Origin of the sequence: Nonomuraea sp. NPDC059023, assembly GCF_042740095.1 — a bacterium.
Taxonomy (GTDB): domain Bacteria; phylum Actinomycetota; class Actinomycetes; order Streptosporangiales; family Streptosporangiaceae; genus Nonomuraea.
Genome location: NZ_JBHYIO010000042.1, coordinates 74531 through 91764, shown reverse-complemented (window position 1 = coordinate 91764; position 17234 = coordinate 74531). Strand labels below are relative to the sequence as shown.

Annotated in this window: 13 protein-coding genes; 8 read left to right on the top strand and 5 right to left on the bottom strand. The window is 73.8% G+C overall.

The annotated features are described in order from the left end of the window. Position 1 precedes the first annotated feature (1 nt). Complete coding sequence (locus tag ACFWYW_RS48105) at positions 2-1255, top strand: MFS transporter (protein WP_379627130.1); 1254 nt, start codon at positions 2-4, stop codon at positions 1253-1255. Here ACFWYW_RS48105 and uvrA read toward each other — a convergent pair. Genes uvrA through ACFWYW_RS48090 form a run of 3 tightly spaced genes read right to left on the bottom strand, consistent with a single transcriptional unit; the run spans position 1191 to position 7982 of the window. Then, positions 1191-3608: an excinuclease ABC subunit UvrA gene (gene uvrA / locus ACFWYW_RS48100; protein ID WP_379641304.1), complete on the bottom strand. Its 2418-nt coding sequence runs from the start codon at positions 3606-3608 to the stop codon at positions 1191-1193. The genes ACFWYW_RS48105 and uvrA overlap by 65 nt on opposite strands. Positions 3609-3644: 36 nt before the next feature. Beyond that, a complete protein-coding gene (locus ACFWYW_RS48095; RefSeq protein ID WP_379627370.1) occupies positions 3645-4769 on the bottom strand; it encodes a winged helix DNA-binding domain-containing protein in 1125 nt (374 codons plus the stop codon). An 18-nt stretch (positions 4770-4787) separates the two neighbouring features. After that, positions 4788-7982 carry a BTAD domain-containing putative transcriptional regulator gene (locus tag ACFWYW_RS48090; protein ID WP_379627368.1) on the bottom strand — a complete coding sequence of 1065 codons (3195 nt, stop codon included), beginning with the start codon at positions 7980-7982 and terminating at the stop codon, positions 4788-4790. A gap of 59 nt (positions 7983-8041) precedes the next feature. Here ACFWYW_RS48090 and ACFWYW_RS48085 point away from each other — a divergent pair, with 59 nt between their 5' ends. The 4 genes from ACFWYW_RS48085 (at position 8042) to ACFWYW_RS48070 (ending at position 11452) form a co-directional block, all read left to right on the top strand. Then, positions 8042-9247 (top strand): FAD-binding oxidoreductase, encoded by a 1206-nt coding sequence (locus ACFWYW_RS48085; protein WP_379627366.1) that lies wholly within the window; start codon positions 8042-8044, stop codon positions 9245-9247. Further along, positions 9244-9813 carry an NADPH-dependent FMN reductase gene (locus ACFWYW_RS48080; RefSeq protein ID WP_379627364.1) on the top strand — a complete coding sequence of 190 codons (570 nt, stop codon included), beginning with the start codon at positions 9244-9246 and terminating at the stop codon, positions 9811-9813. Before ACFWYW_RS48085 ends, ACFWYW_RS48080 begins: the two co-directional genes overlap by 4 nt. Positions 9814-9892: 79 nt before the next feature. After that, positions 9893-10237, top strand: a complete 345-nt coding sequence (locus ACFWYW_RS48075) for a YciI family protein (RefSeq protein WP_379627362.1) — start codon at positions 9893-9895, stop codon at positions 10235-10237. Continuing rightward, entirely contained in the window at positions 10238-11452 is a 1215-nt protein-coding gene (locus ACFWYW_RS48070; RefSeq protein WP_379627360.1) for an RNA polymerase sigma factor, read from the top strand. Here ACFWYW_RS48070 and ACFWYW_RS48065 read toward each other — a convergent pair. Then, the gene (locus ACFWYW_RS48065) at positions 11415-12917 is read right to left on the bottom strand and encodes a 2-isopropylmalate synthase (RefSeq protein ID WP_379627374.1); all 1503 of its coding nucleotides are present in this window, start codon (positions 12915-12917) and stop codon (positions 11415-11417) included. The genes ACFWYW_RS48070 and ACFWYW_RS48065 overlap by 38 nt on opposite strands. A gap of 197 nt (positions 12918-13114) precedes the next feature. On the opposite strand from ACFWYW_RS48065, the gene ACFWYW_RS48060 reads away from it, so the two are divergent. Both ACFWYW_RS48060 and ACFWYW_RS48055 read left to right on the top strand, forming a co-directional pair. Further along, positions 13115-13807 carry a FadR/GntR family transcriptional regulator gene (locus ACFWYW_RS48060; protein WP_379627358.1) on the top strand — a complete coding sequence of 231 codons (693 nt, stop codon included), beginning with the start codon at positions 13115-13117 and terminating at the stop codon, positions 13805-13807. Next, the gene (locus ACFWYW_RS48055) at positions 13804-14442 is read left to right on the top strand and encodes an alpha-ketoglutarate-dependent dioxygenase AlkB family protein (protein WP_379627356.1); all 639 of its coding nucleotides are present in this window, start codon (positions 13804-13806) and stop codon (positions 14440-14442) included. The genes ACFWYW_RS48060 and ACFWYW_RS48055 overlap by 4 nt, the downstream gene beginning before the upstream one ends. Here ACFWYW_RS48055 and ACFWYW_RS48050 read toward each other — a convergent pair. Further along, the gene (locus tag ACFWYW_RS48050; RefSeq protein ID WP_379627354.1) at positions 14429-15202 is read right to left on the bottom strand and encodes a TetR/AcrR family transcriptional regulator; all 774 of its coding nucleotides are present in this window, start codon (positions 15200-15202) and stop codon (positions 14429-14431) included. The two genes, ACFWYW_RS48055 and ACFWYW_RS48050, sit on opposite strands and share 14 nt — an antisense overlap. Positions 15203-15277: 75 nt before the next feature. Between ACFWYW_RS48050 and ACFWYW_RS48045 the strand changes: the two genes are divergently transcribed. Continuing rightward, complete coding sequence (locus ACFWYW_RS48045; protein ID WP_379627352.1) at positions 15278-17233, top strand: prolyl oligopeptidase family serine peptidase; 1956 nt, start codon at positions 15278-15280, stop codon at positions 17231-17233. The last annotated feature ends 1 nt before the right edge of the window (position 17234 follow it).

The window sequence follows — 17234 nt, the reverse complement described above, 5'->3', positions numbered from 1 at the left end:
TATGCACGAGGACACCCAGGCGGACCTGCGCCCCTTATGGCGTCGGCGCGACTTCACGGTCTTCTGGGGCGCCCAGACGCTGTCGGTCGCCGGCGACTCCTTCGCGATCATCGCCGTCCCGCTCCTCATCCTCAACGTCACCGGCTCCGTCGCCCAGATGGGCCTGCTGACCGGCGTCTCCGGCGCCGCCGGCGTCATCGCCGGGATCTTCGCCGGCGTGGCCGTCGACCGCTTCGACCGCCGCAAGCTGCTCATCGGCTGCGACGTCGTGCGGTGCGTCCTGTACGCCACCATCCCGCTGGCCTGGCTCAGCGGCCCCAAAATCTGGCTCCTATACGCCGTCCTGCCCCTGGCCGCCGCCGTGGGCATGGTCTTCCAGGTGGCGTACGTCTCCTCCGTGCCCACCCTGGTCGGGGAGGACCGCGTCACCGAGGCCAACGGCAAGCTGTACGCCACGGCCGCCGCCGCCAGCGTGCTCGGCCCGATGCTGGCCGGCGTCGTGGCCGGCTGGCTCGGGCCCACGGCCGCGATCGGCATCAACGCCGTCGGCTTCGCCCTGTCCGCGGTCGGCGTGTACCTGGTCCGGCTCGCCCGGCACGAACGGCCCGCCGTACACGGGGCGCCCTGGCGGGAACTGGTGGCCGGGGCGGTGTTCCTGTGGCGGCAGCCGGTGCTGCGGGCGCTGACGGTGCTGCTGTCGTTCTTCATCTTCCTGACGCTCGGGCTCACCGACATCGTGATCTTCCGGTTGAAGCACGACCTGGGCCAGCCGGACGCCGTCATCGGCGTCGTCCTCGGCATCGGGGCGGTCGGGACGATGATCGGGGCGACGCTGGTGACCCGGCTGCGCGGGCGGCTCGGGTTCGGGCCCACGTGGGTCAGCGCGCTGGCCGCCGCCGGGCTGGCGATCGGCGCCATCGGTTTCGTCGGCACCGTGTGGGGGATCGGCGCCGCCATGGGGCTCTACCTGGCCTGCGTGAGCGTGGCCGGGATCTGCAGCCTGTCGCTGCGCCAGCAGGTCACGCCCAGCCACCTGCTCGGCCGGGTCACCTCGGCGTTCTGGACCATCCACTACTCGCTGGGGCCGCTGGGCGCGGCGGCGCTGACCTGGGGCGCGGGCCGGTTCGGCTCGACGCCGGTGTTCGTCTTCGCCGGGGTCAGCTGCCTGGCGATCGCCGCCGCGGCGCTGCTCACCCCCGCCCGGCAGCGGCATCCGGAGCGGGCCGCAGCCGCGCCGCCAGGAACGGAGCCGTGACGGAGGCCTCGGCGCCGGCGACCGAGCGCGGCGGGCCCGCCGCCACCACCCGGCCGCCCGCCGCGCCGCCGCCGGGGCCGAGGTCGACGACCCAGTCGGCACGGGCGACCACGTCCATGTCGTGCTCCACCAGCACCACCGTGTTGCCCGCCGACACCAGCCCGTCGAGCTGGGCCATCAGCCGGTCCACGTCGGCCGGATGCAGGCCGGAGGTCGGCTCGTCCAGCACGTACAGGGTGTGGTCGCGGCGGACGCGCTGCAGCTCGCCCGCCAGCTTCACCCGCTGCGCCTCGCCGCCGGACAGCGTGGTGGCGGGCTGCCCGAGCCGCAGGTAGCCGAGTCCCACCTCGGCCAGCGTGTCCAGGCTGCGGGCGGCGGCGGGCAGGCCGGACAGCGCTTCGCGGGCCGCGTCCACGGTGAGGTCCAGCACGTCGGCGATGGACCGCCCGTCGACCCGGACCTCCAGCGTCTCGGCGTTGTAGCGGCGGCCGTGGCAGACCGGGCACGGCGCGGCGGCCCCCGGCAGGAACAGCATCTCGATGGAGATCTCGCCCTCGCCCTGGCAGTTCTCGCAGCGCCCGCCCTGCACGTTGAAGGAGAAGCGCCCGGCATCGTAGCCGCGCTCGCGCGCCGCCGGGGCCGCGGCGAACATCTTGCGCACCGCGTCGAACAGGCCCGTGTACGTCGCCAGGTTCGAGCGCGGCGTACGGCCGATCGGCTTCTGGTCCACGCGTACCAGGCGGGCCACCTGCTCCAGGCCGCTCGCCTTCACCGCCGGCTCCTCGCCGGCCAGGTACGCCTCCACCGCGGCGGTCAGCACGTGCGTCACCAGGGTCGTCTTGCCCGAGCCCGACACGCCGGTCACCGCGGTGAACGTGCCGAGCGGGAAGCTCGCGTCCACCTCGCGCAGGTTGTGCAGGGTGACGCCGCGCAGCTCCAGCCAGCCCGACGGCACGCGGGGCGTCCTGGCGGCCGGGGGACTGCCGAACAGGTAGCGGCGGGTGACCGACTCCTCGACGCCGGCCAGGCCCGGCACCTTTCCCGAGTACAGGACCCGGCCGCCGTGCTCGCCGGGGCCGGGGCCGACGTCGACGATCCAGCCGGCCTGCCGTACCACCTCGAGGTCGTGTTCCACCACGAACAGCGAGTTGCCCGCCGCGCGCAGCCGGTGCAGGGCCGCGACCAGCGCGCGCGTGTCGGCCGGGTGCAGGCCGGCGGAGGGCTCGTCGAGCACGTACAGCACGCCGAACAGGCCCGAGCGCAGCTGCGTCGCCAGCCGCAGCCGCTGCAGCTCGCCCGCCGACAGCGTGGTGGTCGTGCGGTCGGCGCTGAGGTAGCCGAGGCCCAGCTCGGCCATGGTCTCGATGCGGCCGCGCAGATTCTCGGCCAGGGCGTGCGCGGCCTGCGCCCGCGCGCCGTCCAGGCCGGGGTCGGCGGCGAGGGCCTCGGCGAGGTCGGTGAGCGGCAGCGCGGCCAGCTGCGTGATGTTCTTTCCGCCGAACCGTACGGCCAGCGCCTCCGGCCGCAGGCGCCGCCCCGCGCAGACCGGGCACGGTGAGGAGACCAGGTGCCGCTCCGCCTTGGCGCGCAGCGCGGCGCTCTTGGTCGTGGCGTAGGTGTGCAGCACGTAGCGCTTGGCGCTGGCGAAGGTGCCCTGGTAGGGCCGGGTGATCCGGGAGGCGTCACGGACCGGGTGGATGGTGACGACGGGCTGCTCGTCGGTCATGAGGATCCACTCGCGCTGCTCGGCGGGCAGCTCCCGCCACGGCCGGTCCACGTCGAAGCCCAGCTCGGCGAGGATGTCGCGGTAGTTCTTGCCCTGCCAGGCGCCCGGCCAGGCGGCGATGGCGCCCTCGCGCACGCTCAGCGACGGGTCGGGGACCAGGCTCTCCTCCGTGACCTCCTGCACGGTGCCGAGCCCGTGGCAGTGCGGGCAGGCGCCGGCCGGGGTGTTGGGGGAGAAGGCGTCGGAGTCGAGCGGCGCGGCGCCCGGCGGGTAGTCGCCCGCGCGGGAGAACAGCATGCGCAGCACGTTCGACAGGTGGGTGACGGTGCCGACCGAGGAGCGGGTGCTGCCGCCGCCGCGCGCCTGCTGGAGCGCGACCGCGGGCGGCAGGCCGGTGATGTCGCCCACCTGGGGCGCGCCGGCCTGCTCGATGAGGCGGCGGGCGTAGGGGGCGACGGACTCCAGGTAGCGGCGCTGGGCCTCGGCGTAGACGGTGCCGAAGGCCAGCGACGACTTGCCCGAGCCGGACACGCCGGTGAACACCACGATCTCGTCGCGAGGGGCGTCGAGGTCGACATGGCGCAGGTTGTGCTCGCGGGCGTCCCTGACCCGGATCATGGAGTCCATGGCGTCCAGGTTATGCGTGCGGATTATCCGTGCGGGTTATGCGTGCGGCCCCACGGTGACCTGGCCGAGCGTCAGCGCGGGCGTGCCCTCCATGATCTCGCCGAGCCGGGCGACCTGCTCGTCGAGCTCGTCGCGGTGGGCGGGGGAGAGGGGTTCGAGCGTCTCCACGGTGACCGCGATCTTCCTGCCCGAGCGCTTCTGGTGCCACACCCCGCCGACGACCCCGTCGAGCAGGACCAGCGGGTAGTTGCCCGCCTGCCCCCTGGCCAGCGCCCGCTCGAACGCGCGACCGGGAAAGAGCAGCTCACGCGGCTGCCCGGCGATCGTGTACGCGTCGAAGTACGGCAGCAGCCGCACCCCCTGCGCCGGAGCGGCCGGGGCCGAGGTGTCACCGGCCAGCACCCATGCGCTGCCTCCTTCGTAGGCAACCTCCTCCAGCTCCAGCTCGCCGAACGCCTGGCTCGCCCAGCCGACCGGCGTGCCCAGCCAGCGGGCGAACTGCTGCGGCGTGGCCGGGCCGTACGCGTGCAGGTACGCCGCGGCCAGCGCCCCGCGACCCGGGGCGGGCTCGAACGCGGGAGGGGCGGTGAAGGTGACCTTCCTGCCCTGGTTCGGGCCGAAACACAACGCGCCGCGGTGGGCGGCGTGGGCCACCGCCTGCCGCCAGCGCGGCCACATGTCCTGGAAGGCGGGCATGACCTTGTCACCGGCCCACGGGCCCGTCTCGGCCACGACCGCCTCGCTGAGCTCGTCCATCGTCAGCACGGCGCCGGTCAGCACCCGGCGCAGCGCCTCGACGACCTCCTCGGTCTGGCCGGGCGTCAGCCGTATCGCGTCGGGGAAGCTGTTGTGCACGGCCGGGATCGTGGACATCGCGCCCACCCACATGGGCAGGTCGCGGGTGGCCAGCAGATGCACGGTGCCGCGCGGCCCGTAGGTCTTGACCAGGCCGCCGTCCTGCCACAGGGCCTTCTGCACGTCGGTCCTGGTCGCCCCGTCCAGGCGCAGGGCCAGCGAGTGCTCGCCCGCCGACAGCACCTGGGCGTGGACGCCGGCCATCGCCGAGGCGAGGTCGGCCGGGGAGGCGTCCTTGACCGGGTCGGCCAGTCCCTGACGCAACAACCGCCGCGCACTGACCTCAGGCCACGAAAGTGCTTTCATGAAACCCCACGTTAGAGCTTATTGCGGCATGGTTCGTGCCGCATTGATCAGGTCTTCTCTCGTCCGGTCCGTGGCCCGCGCCGCCTTGTAGCGCTCCTCACCCAGCTCGGCCAGCAGCCGCTCCGCCAGGCGGTCGTAGTCCCGCCGCTCGGCCGTGCTCACCGGGGTGCCCTCGCGCAGCTCGTCGTGGATCGCCACCAGCCCCGCCGCCTGCTCGGGGCACCCGCAGGCGGTCAGCGCGGTGGCCAGGGCGAGTTGCCCGAGGGGGAAGCCGAGCTCGTCGCGCAGAGCCTCGGAGGCGTCGAGCGCGGCCAGGCTCAGCCGCAGCGCCCGCCGCGCGTCGCCGCGCCCCTCGGCCACGAACGCCTGCTCGGCCAGCACGAGCGGCAGGTACGGCGGCGGCTCGGCGACCTCGTCCCCGGGAGAGGCCAGCGCGCGGATCTCGCGCAGCAGCGCGTCGGCCCGCTCCAGCTCGCCCCGCTGACGGGCGGCGAAGGCCAGCGACATGGCGGCCAGCACCTGCGAGGGGTGGTGGCCCTGCAACTTCGCCAGCTCCAAGCCGCGCTCGCACATCGCGACGGCCTCGTCGTGGTCGCCGCGCTGGTGGGCCAGCCAGCCGACCCAGCCCATCCGCCCGGCGACCTCGACCCACAGCTCCAGTTCCTCGGCCATGCGCAGTCCCTCGCGCTGCAGCCGTTCCGCCTCGCGCGCCTCGCCGCGCAGCTCGGCCGCGCCGCCGAGCCAGCCGTTGGCCTCCATCAGCCCCCAGCGGTCGCCCAGCCGGGCGAAGGCGGCCCGGCTGATCTCGGCGTCGCGCTCGATCCCCGCGACGTCGCCGCGCACATGGGCGAGCTTGGCCCGCAGGGCGCGCACGGCCGCCGTGCCCCACTCGTCGCCGTGGGCCTCGAAGACCGGCAGCGCCGCCGCGGCCAGCTCCTCCGCCGCGGCCATGTCGCCCAGGTCGACCGAGGTGTAGGCCAGGAACCACCGCGCCCGTGCCTTCTGCGGCCCGTCCGCGCCGAAGGCGTCGAGCGCCGCCGCCCGCAGCGCCGCCCGCCCGGCCGCCTCGCCCGTGGCCTCCGGCTGGTGCAAGAACTCCAGGCCCGTCTTCCAGGCGAGCGCGACCGCCCGCTGCAGGGGCGCGCCGCCGGGCAGGGCCAGGGCCGCCGTCAGCGAGCGCACGCCCTCCGACAGCCGGCCCCGCAGGAACCAGTACCAGCCGAGCGCCCCGGCCAGCGCGAGCGCGTCGCCGGCCGCGCCGTTCCTGACCGCGTGGCCGAGCGCCGCGCGCAGGTTGGCCGCGTCGGCGTCCAGCCGCCGCAGCCACCGCCGCTGCTCACCCCCGCGCAGGTACGGCTCCGCCCGCACCGCCAGCCCGGTGTAGTAGCGGTGATGCCGGGCCTGCAGCTCCTCCAGCTCGCCCGCCTCTCGCAGCCGCTCCACGCAGTAGGCGGCCACCGACTCCAGCAGCCGGTAGCGCCCCTCGTGCACGCTCACCAGCGACCGGTCGATGAGCCGGGCGAGCAGGTCGAGCACGTCGAGCCCGCCCGCGCCGCCCACCTCCTCGGCCGCCTCCATCGAACAGCCGTCCGCGTGCACGGCCAGCCGCCGCAGCACCGCCCGCTCCTGCTCGCCGAGCAGCTCCCAGCTCCAGTCGATCATCGCCATGAGCGTCTGCTGCCGCGGCGGCGCGCCCCGGTGCCCGGTGGCCAGCAGCCGGAACCGGTCGTCCAGCCGCTCCACGACCCCGCCCACGCCGAGGGCCCGCACCCGGGTGGCGGCCAGCTCCAGGGCCAGCGGGATCCCGTCGAGCCGCCGGCACAGCACCGCGACCGCCGCGGCGTCCTCGTCGTCAAGGGAGAAGCGCCGGTCGGCGGCGGCGGCCCGTTCCACGAACAGGCGGACCGCGGCGGCCTGCCGTACGCGCTCGGCCGCCTCGCCGGGGCCGGGCACGCGCAGCGGCGGCACGCTCCACACCAGCTCACCGGCCAGGCCGAGCGGCTCCTGGCTGGTGGCCAGCAGCCGCAGGCCGGGTGCGCGGGACAGCAGCCGCCCGGCCAGTTCGGCGATCGGGTCGATCACGTGCTCGCAGTTGTCCAGCACCAGGACGGCCTGGCGCGAGCGCAGCGTCTCGGCCAGGCGTTCGACCGGGTCGCCGGCTCCCTGCAGGCTCAGCACGACGCCGATCGCCTCGGCCAGCCTGGCGACCGCGTCGGCGTCGCCGGGACGGTCCACCGCGGCCAGCTCCACCAGCCACACCCCGTCGGGTGCCGACATCCGGCCCGCCACCTCGACGGCCAGCCGCGTCTTGCCGACGCCGCCGGGGCCGGTGAGCGTGACCAGACGCTCCTCCCCGGCCCTGGCCAGGATCTCCGCGACGGCCTCCTCACGGCCGATGAGCGCGCCCAGCGGCGCCGGGACGTTGCCCTTCGGCCGGGCGGGGCCCGCCGTCGCGCTCGCCGCCGGGGCGGCGAGCGCGGGATCCTGCACCAGTACGGCCTGCTGCAGCGCGGCCAGATCCGGGCCAGGATCCAGGCCCAGCTCCTCGGCCAGCACCTCGCGGTGCGTCTCGTAGCTGGCCAGCGCCTCGCTCTGACGGCCCGAGCGGTACAGGGCGCGCATGTGGGCCGCGCGCAGCCGTTCGCGCAGCGGGTGCTCGGTCAGCAGGTCGCCCAGTTCGGCGGCGAGCGCCGCGTGCTCGCCGAGCGCGAGCCGTACCTCCGCCTGGTCCTCGCGGGCGGTCAGCCGCAGTTCGTGCAGGCGCGCGGCGGCGGCGCGGGTGAAGTCGTGGTCGGCGAAGTCGGCGAACGCCGGACCCCGCCACAACGCCAGCGCCTCGGCCAGGTGCTCGGCGCGGGCCCTCGGCTCCCCGGCGGCCGCCGCCTCGGCCAGCAGCGACTCGAAGGACGCCGCGTCGCTCTCGCCCCTGAGCACGTAGCCAGCGGGGGTGTTCGCGACGAGGTCGCGCCCGCCGGGCTCGGCGTCCTCCAGGATCCTCCGCAACTGGGACACCTTCACCGACAGCGCGGCCGACGGGTTGCCGGGCAGTTCGTCGTCGCTCCACAGGTCGTCCACGAGCCGGTCGGCGGGGACCGGCCGGCCCGCGTGCACGAGAAGGTCGCTGAGCAGGCCTCTCACCTTGAGTCCCGGCACGCTGACGGGCCGGCCGCCGGAAGTCCATACGGTCAGGGGTCCCAAAATGCCGAAACGCATAAGGGCCACCGTAAGTGGATGAGAAAGATTCCGTAAACGCCGAGGCGCACAGTAAGGCCATGACGCAGCAGACGTTCACCACCGACCTCGGTTTCACCGCCTACCTGCCCGGCCAGAGCGGCTACGACGAGCAGCGCGGCCAGCCGTTCCGGCCGGACATGGACGCCCGTCCCGCCCTCGTGGCCCGTGCCTTCACCGCGCACGACGTCCGCATGGCGGTGCTGGCGGCCGGCGGGCGCGGGCTCCCGCTGGCGGTCCAGGCGACCGGCCACGGCACGCACGTCGCCTCCGACGGCGGGCTGCTGCTGAAGACCACCGACATGAACACCGTCACGGTCGACCCGCACCGCCGCACCGCCACCGTCGGCCCCGGCGCCGTCTGGGCCGACGTGCTCGCCGCCGCCGCGCCGTACGGGCTGGCGCCGCTGTCCGGCTCCTCCCCGACGGTCGGCGTCACCGGCTACACGCTGGGTGGCGGCCTCGGCTGGCTGGCCCGCAGGTACGGCTTCGCCGCCGACAGCGTGCTGAGCGCCCAGGTCGTCACCGCCGACGGCCGGATCGTCACCGCCGACGCCGAGCACAACCCGGAGCTGTTCTGGGCCCTGCGCGGCGGCGGCGGCAACTTCGGCGTGGTGACCTCGCTGGAGTTCCGGCTGTACCCGGTCGCCGAGGTCTGCGCCGGCGCCGTCACCTTCGCCGTCACCGACGCCGCCGCCCAGCTGGCCGCCTATCGCGACTGGGCCGCCGCCGCGCCGCCGGAGCTGAGCACCGCGGCCGTCCTGACCAGGGAGCGGACCTTCGTGATCAAGGCCATGGGCCCGGACCGGGCGGCGGTCGAGCCGCTGCTGCGCCGCATGGGCACGGTCATCCAGGACGACCTGCGGGTCATCCCCTTCGCCTCGGCGGCCATGGGCGGCAACCCCGCGGTCACGCTGGAGCTGTACAAGAGCCTGCCGGACGAGGTCCTGGAGACCGCCGCGGACGTGGACGGCGCCGCCGTGGAGGTGCGCCACTGGGGCGGGGCGATCGCCGATCCGGGGCCCGGCGCCGGGCCGGCCAGTCACCGGGACACCGAGTTCTCCGTGATCGTCACCAAGCCCGTGGCGCTGCCGTACGCCGTCGGACGGTCCTTCCTCAACTTCTCGAACGACCCGGCGCGCATCGCCAACGCCTACACCGCGGCGAATCTGGGCCGGCTGCGCGAGGTCAAGCGCGCCTGGGACCCGGGCAACATGTTCCGCCTCAACCTCAACATCCAGCCGTGATCCGGCTCGCCGTCATCGTCGCCAGCACCCGGCACGGCCGCTTCGGCCCGACCGTCGCCGCCTGGCTGACCGCCAAGGCCAGGCGCCGCGCCGACCTGGAGATCGACCTCGTCGACCTGGCCGAGACCCGCCTGCCGCAGGACCTCACCGACCCCGACGAGCCCCTGCCGCCGCGGGTCGCCGCCCTGGCCCCGCGCCTGGCCGCCGCCGACGCCTTCGCCGTCGTCACCCCCGAGTACAACCGGAGCTTCCCCGCCCCGCTGAAGACCGCGATCGACTGGTACTACGAGGAGTGGCGCGCCAAGCCCGTCGCCTTCGTCGGCTACGGCCGCGAGTCCGGCGGCCACCACGCGATCAGCCAGCTCCGCCAGGTCTTCACCGAACTCGACGCGGTGGGCATCCGCGAAGCGGTCACGCTGCCCTGCTACTGGGAGCTCTTCGCCGCCGACGGCACCTGGCCCAAGGCCACCGCGACCTGCAACGCCGAGCTGAACCACATGCTGGAGCGGCTCAGCTGGTGGGCGCACACCCTGCGCGAGGCGCGTCTCGTCACAGTCCAGCCATGATCTGTGAGTATTCTCCCTGGTGGATGTAGAGACCCGCGGCTTCGCTCCGACTCAGGGGTGACACGAGAGGAGCACGTGCATGAAATACATGCTGCTGATCTACAACAACGCCGAGTCGCGCAAGGCCATCGACGCGGACATGGACACGGTCATGGCCAAGGTCAACGAGATCATGAGCGAGCTGCAGGAGTCCGGCGAGTTCGTCGGCGGCATGGCGCTGTCCGAGGGCTCGCGCACGGTCAAGGTCAGGGACGGCGTGCCGGTCGTCACCGACGGCCCGTTCCTGGAGGCCAAGGAGCTCATGGCCGGGTACATCACCGTCGACGTCGACAGCATGGAGCGTGCGACGGAGATCGCCGCCCGCTGGCCGGACGCCGCGCTGTGCGCCATGGAGATCCGCCCGGTCGTCGGCGAGGTCGAGTAGGTGAGGCACGTCGAGGACCTGCTGCGCGAGCTCGCGCCTCAGGTCCTCGGCGTGCTCGTGCGCCGTTACGAGCAGTTCGACGCGTGCGAGGACGCCGTCCAGGAGGCGCTGCTGGACGCCGCGGTCCAGTGGCCCGAGCGCGGTCTGCCCGACAACCCGCGCGCCTGGCTCGTCACCGTCGCCTCGCGCCGCCTCATCGACCAGGTACGCAGCGACGCGTCCCGGCGCCGCAGAGAGGAGACGGTCTCCGCCTGGGCCGGCCCCGAGCCCGAGGAACAGATCCCCGACCGGGACGACACGCTCACGCTGCTGTTCCTGTGCTGCCACCCGGCGCTGTCGGCCCCCTCGCAGCTCGCGCTCACGCTGCGCGCCGTCGGCGGCCTCACCACCGCCGAGATCGCCCGCGCCTTCCTGGTGCCCGAGGCCACGATGGCCCAGCGCATCAGCCGCGCCAAGCAGAGCATCAGGACGGCCGGCGCGCAGTTCACGCTGCCGCCGGAAGGCGAGCGGGCCGAACGGCTCCGCGTCGTCCTGCACGTCCTCTACCTGATCTTCAACGAGGGCTACACCGCCACCTCCGGCCCCGACCTGCACCGCACCGACCTGACCGCCGAGGCCGTCCGGCTGACCCGCGCGGTGCGCCGGCTGCTGCCGGCTGACGGGGAGGTCGCCGGGCTGCTGGCCCTCATGCTGCTCACCGACGCCAGGCGGCCCGCCCGCGCCGACGCCGATGGCCGCCTGATCCCGCTGGCCGAGCAGGACCGCTCGTTGTGGGACCGGGCGATGATCGCCGAAGGCGTCGACCTGGTCAGCAGCGCGCTGGCCGGGACCGCCCTTGGGCCCTACCAGCTGCAGGCCGCGATCGCCGCCGTCCACGACGAGGCGCCCAAGGCCGACGACACCGACTGGCCGCAGATCCTCGCCCTGTACGAGCTGCTCGCCGGGGTGTCGGACAACCCGGTCGTGCGGCTCAACCACGCGATCGCCGTCGCCATGGTCCGCGGGCCGCGGGCCGGTCTGGAGCTCGTGGACGCGCTGGCCGAGCCGCTGGCCGCCAACCACCGGCTGTACGCGGTGCGGGCGCACCTGCTGGAGCTGGCGGGGGAGGCGGCGGCGGCCCACGACGCCTATCGCGAGGCGGCCCGCCGTACCACCAGCCTGCCCGAGCAGCGCTATCTCACGGAGCGGGCGGAGCGGACGCGAGGGCCCGGTTGACCGCCGACCGCACCGCCTGCGCGGAGGTGCCCGGGGCGGCGGCGCCCCACCAGGTGGCCCCGTTCACCCGGCACTCGGCATAGGCGGCGGCGGGGTTCTCCTGAGTGGTGAGTTCCAGGATCTCGACCTCTGCCGGCTCGTGGGAGTCGTGGGGCGACCCCGCGCGGCCCGGCGTGAGGTAGGTGGCGGCGAACAGCTCCCACAGGTCCTCCTGCGTGGCCTCGCGCCCGCTGGCGTCGGTGGCCCGCTGCACCACCTGGGAGAAGTCGGCGCGCAGCCGGGCGGGCAGGTCCAGGCCGTAGCCGGTCCTGAGCAGGTGCGCGATGCCGCCCTTGCCGGACTGGCTGTTGACCCGGATCACCGCCTCGTACGTGCGGCCGACGTCGGCCGGGTCGATCGGCAGGTAGGGCACCTCCCAGTGCCCGCCCGTGTGGCGGGCCAGGCCCTTGCTGATGGCGTCCTGGTGAGTGCCGGAGAAGGCGGTGTAGACGAGCTCGCCGCCGTAGGGGTGGCGGGGGTGGACCGGGATGCGGTTGCAGTGCTCCACGACCTCGCGGACCCGGTCGATGCGGGAGAAGTCGATCATCGGGTCCACGCCCTGGGCGTACAGGTTGAGCGCGAGCGTGACCAGGTCCACGTTGCCGGTACGCTCGCCGTTGCCGAACAGGCACCCCTCCACCCGCTGCGCCCCGGCCAGCACCGCCAGCTCCGCGCAGGCCACGCCGGTGCCGCGGTCGTTGTGCGGGTGCACCGACAGGATCACCGAGTCGCGCCTGGACAGGTTGCGGTGCATGTACTCGATCTGGTCGGCGTACACGTTCGGGGTGGCCGCCTCGACCGTCGCGGGCAGGTTGTGGATCACCGGCCGGTCGGGCGAGGCGTCCCACAGCTCGGTCAGGCCGTCGCAGATCTCCAGCACGAAATCGGGCTCGGTCAGGTTGAACACCTCGGGCGAGAACTGGAACCGGGTCGTGCCGTCCGCCAGCCGCGCCATCTGGGTCGCCGCCCGCCGGATCATGGCGTGCACCTCCTCGCGCCCGCGCCCGAGCACCACGTCCCGCCAGACCGGCGCGGTGGCGGTGTACAGGTGCACGACCGTGCGCGGCAGCCCCTCGATCGAGGCGAACGTCCGCTCGATCAGGTCATGCCTGGCCGGGGTGAAGACCACGACCGTCACGTCGTCGGGAACATCTCCGTCCTGGGCCAGATGCCGCACGAAGTCGAAGTCCGTCTGGCTGGCCGACGGGTAGCCGACCTCGATCTCCTTGTAGCCCATGCCGGTCAGCAGGTCGAACATGCGGCGCTTGCGCGGGGTGTCCATGGGCTCGGCCAGCGCCTGGTTGCCGTCGCGCAGGTCCACGGGGACCCACAGGGGCGCGGTCTCGATCCGGTTCCCGGGCCAGCGGCGCTCGGTCGGCGGTATCTCGACTCGCTCCTGAATAGGCCGATATTTCCGGTACGGCATGCCGCTCGGGCGTTGCGGATTCACAGGGTTCTTCCTCTGTCGTCGTCCTGCCAGGGAGAGACCGGCAGCACGGCACCCCGCGGCGGGGTGCCGGTCTGGATCAAGCCCCGCCGCGGCAGCCGAGAAGAAGCCCGGTGTACGACATGCCGGGTATAGTGACACAAAACCAACTCCTCAGACAACCTGAGAGGTGAACGATGCCGCTCGGCGCCCTCCGCCCGAGCCCCCTCGTGGAGCAGGCCGCCCAGGCGCTGCGCGAGGAGATCGCCGCCGGTCGCTGGCCCGTGGGCACCAGGCTCCCGGGCGAGACCACGCTCGCCGCCCAGCTCGGCGTGGGCCGCTCGACCGTGCGCGAGGCCCTCCGGGCGCTGGCCGGAGCCGGGCTGGTGCAACCCCGGCAGGGGTCGGGGGTGTTCGTCCTGGCGACGGAGGCACAGGAGGACTGGCCGGCCCGGCTGCGGCGGGCGGCCATCGGAGACGTCTACGAGGTGCGCATGCTCGTCGAAGTGCAGGCGGCACGGCTCGCGGCCGTGCGCCGCACCGACGCCGACATCACCGCGCTGAGAACGGCCCTGACCGTCCGCCGGGAGGTCGCGGCGGGCGGGGGAGAGCCGGACGCCCGGTTCATCGACGCCGACATCGCCCTGCACGCGACCGTGGTCGCCGCCGCGCACAACCCGGTGCTGACCGACCTGTTCGCCGAGTTCGTCCCCGCGTTGCGCGCGGGCCTGATCGATCTGCTCGGCCTGCTGGACGTCCACGCCCACGAGCGCGGCCACGGCGACGCGGCCCACGCCGCCCTGGTCGAGGCGGTCGCGGGCGGTGACGCCGGCGCCGCCGGCGCCATCCTGGAGCGGGAACTCCGCGAGACCCTGGCGCACCTGCGATGATGCCGCTCCCGCCGCGCGAGGTGGCCCCCGGCGCCGTGCACGTGCCCGGCTGGCTGGGGCTGGACGAACAGCGCGCGCTGGTGGCCGCCTGCCGCGAGTGGGCGACGGGCCCGGTCCCCATCCGGCACACGGTGCTGCCCAGAGGCGGCGTCATGTCGGTGCGGACCGTGTGCGTGGGCTGGCACTGGCAGCCGTACCGGTACACGCGCACCGCCGACGACGTGAACGGCCGCCGGGTGGCCGAGTTCCCCGGCTGGATGGTGGAACTGGGCCGCCGCGCCCTCACCGGCGCCGGTCTGCCGGAGCTCGCCGCCGGATACACGCCCGACACCGCGCTGATCAACTTCTACGACGACCAGGCCAGGATGGGCATGCACCAGGACAAGGACGAACGCTCCGACGCCCCCGTGGTCTCGCTGAGCATCGGGGACGCGTGCCTGTTCCGGTTCGGGAACACCGAGACGCGCGGCCGGCCGTACACGGACGTCAGGCTGGAATCGGGCGACCTGTTCGTCTTCGGCGGGCCCTCGCGCTTCGCCTACCACGGCGTGCCCAAGGTCTACCCGGGCACCGCCGATCCCGCCGTCGGCCTGCGGGGGCGGCTCAACGTCACCATGCGCGTCACCGGGCTGTGACGCCGTCGAGCAGCGTGCCGAGGCTGGTGGCGAACGTGCGCCGCGCCACCTGCTCCAGGTAGGGCACCGCCCCGTCCTCGGCGGGCACGGCGTCGCCCCGCTCCAGCCACGACACCGACGGGAAACGGCCGGCGAAGTCGGGCGCGACCTCCAGCAGCAGCGCGGAGCGCGCCCGCCACCACTCCTCGTCGGACACCCCCGTGGCCGAAGGCGCCTGCCGGGTCTCGGCGACGGTCCTGGCCGCCCCGCGCACCACGTCCATGAGCGCGGCCACCACCCCCCGCAGCCGCTCGGGCGGCAGCCCGGTCCCGCGCAGGATCCCGGTCACGGTGTCGATCATCGCGAACTCGTTCGGCCCCAGCACCGGCCGCGCCTGCGACACCTGCAGCACCCACGGATGCCGGACGAAGAACTCCCGCAGATCATGCGCCCACGCGACGGCGGCGCTCCGCCACCCCTCGTCCACCGGGTAGGAGGTGGGCAACTCGCCCAGCGCCCGGTCGTACATGAGGTCGACCAGCTCCGTCTTGCTCGGCACATAGGTGTAGAGCGCCATCGCGGTCCGCCCCAGCCGCTCGCCGACCGCCCGCATCGACAGCGCCGCCATGCCCTCGGCGTCCGCGACCTCGATCCCGGCCGCGACGATCACCCCGACGCTCAGCCCCGGCTTGGGTCCCGGCCGCGCCTCCTTGCGCTCCTCGGTTCCCCACAACAACGCCATGGTACGGCGGGCATCACCCTGACCTGCGTAGACGGTCATCCTGACTCCCTCACCCAAGATCTCTTTACACCCTAAGGATAACGGAAGCACCCCATCCATGATCAGAATGGAGCCATGACGATGGAGATCGGGCCGCCGGTGACCTTCGGCAGGCCGGAGCGGCGGGGGAGAAGGGCGGTGACGAGCCGTTGGCTGGTCGAGCGTTATGGGCGGCGCAGGGAGGATCCGGTACGGCTCGCCTGGCTGGCCGATTCGCGCCGCCTGCTGGTGGCCTACCGGGATGCGGACGGCACGCCGTACATCGAGATCAAGGACACCGCCTCCGCGGCGAGCCGGTCGCTCGCGGCGGGGACGGAGGCCGTGTTGTCGCCGGATCGGGGCAGGGTCGCCTACCGGGGACGCGACGGGCAGGTGCGGGTGGTCCCGGTCGGCGGTGGCCGGCCGGTCGTGGTGAAGGGGCTGCGCCCGGCGGCCGTGTTCGGGTGGAGCGGTGACGGGCTGTCTCTGGTGTACGCGGTGACCCGGACCGTCGATCCGGCCCGGCTCAAGGGCACCCGCGCCAAGGTCGTGGACGCGCTCCTGCGCGAGCATGAGGAGTCCGACGTGTTCGTGCGGTCGCTGGACGGTGACGCGGAGCCGGTCAAGCTGCTGACGACCAGACCGGCGGTGGAGTCCTTCGAGCCGGTGCCGGGCACCGATGAGGTGCTGATGCTGACTTATGGGGACGAGGGCATCGAGACGAACACGTACCTGTGGGTGGTGTCGGTGACGTCCGGGCAGAGCCGCCTGCTGCTGGACGACCCGGGCGGGCAGCCGTCGGAGGTGGTGGTGTCGCCGGACGGTGCTTTTGCCGCGTTCGAGTACGCGCGGGATGAGGTGGCCTCGCCCGCGTACATGGATCTGGGGATCGTCGCGGTGAGCGGCGGGACGCCGCGCCGCGTTCCGGTCGGCGCCTGCGTGGGCGGGCGGTTGCAGTGGGCGGCGGACGGCACGCTCTACGCCGGCGGCAAGGCGAAGGTGTTCCAGGAGACGTACGCGGTCGTGGACGCCCTCGGCAAGGCGGAGGCCGCACCCCTGCATCCGGGGCGCGGCGACGCCACGGGGGTGATGGTTTCGCCTGATGGCACGCGTGTCGCCCGGGTCCTGTACGACGTGTACGGCGGGGAGCACGTCGAGATCATCCCGGTCGCGGAGGGCCGGGCCGCAGGCGCGCCGCAGACCGTGACGACCATCAGACCGGCGCCCGCGGGCATGCTGCTGGGGACCTTCCACGAGGTGTCATGGCACGGTGCGGACGGGCTGAGGCTGCACGGGCTGGTGCTGCTGCCTGCGGGATACGAGCCGGGTAGGCGGTGTCCCACGGTGGTGGACGTTCACGGCGGCCCCGAAGGCGGGGTCCATCTCACCGGCGGCGCCCTGCTGACCTCCTCGCCGGTGGAGTGGCAGTTGTGGGCGGGCAAGGGGTACGCCGTGTTCCTGCCCGACTACCGGAGCAGCGCGATCCCCGGGTGGGAGGCGGTCACCGAGGCCAAGAAGGCCGGCGACTTCGCCGAGCGCGACGGGCTGGACGTCATCAGCGGCGTGCGCGCGCTGGTCGAGGCCGGAATCGCCGACCCGGACAGGCTGGCGCTCACCGGGTTCAGCGCGGGCGCGGACACGGGCTGCTACCTGCTGACGCAGACGTCGATGTTCAAGGCGGCCGCGCTCAACGACGGCTGGGCGGAGCACTTCTACGCGCCGACCGCCATCGGCGGCACCGGGTCGGAGATGCAGGAGTGGCAGTTCGGCGGGCCTCCCTGGCAGCACGATGACGATCGGGTCCTTCGCAACAGCGCCACCCATCGGGCACGCGCCATCACCACGCCGACGCTGTTCGTGGCGGGCGGCCAGGCGGTCGGCGGTCCGGCCGAGAGCTTCAGCTGGCGCTACCTGGCCGCGTCGATGCGCCGGCGTGGTGTCGACGTGCGATTCCTGATCTATCCCGATGAGGGGCATGGCTTGGACGATCCGCGCAACCAGCGTGACCTCATCGATCGGGCGGCCGCCTGGATCGACGCCCGCTGCACGTGAC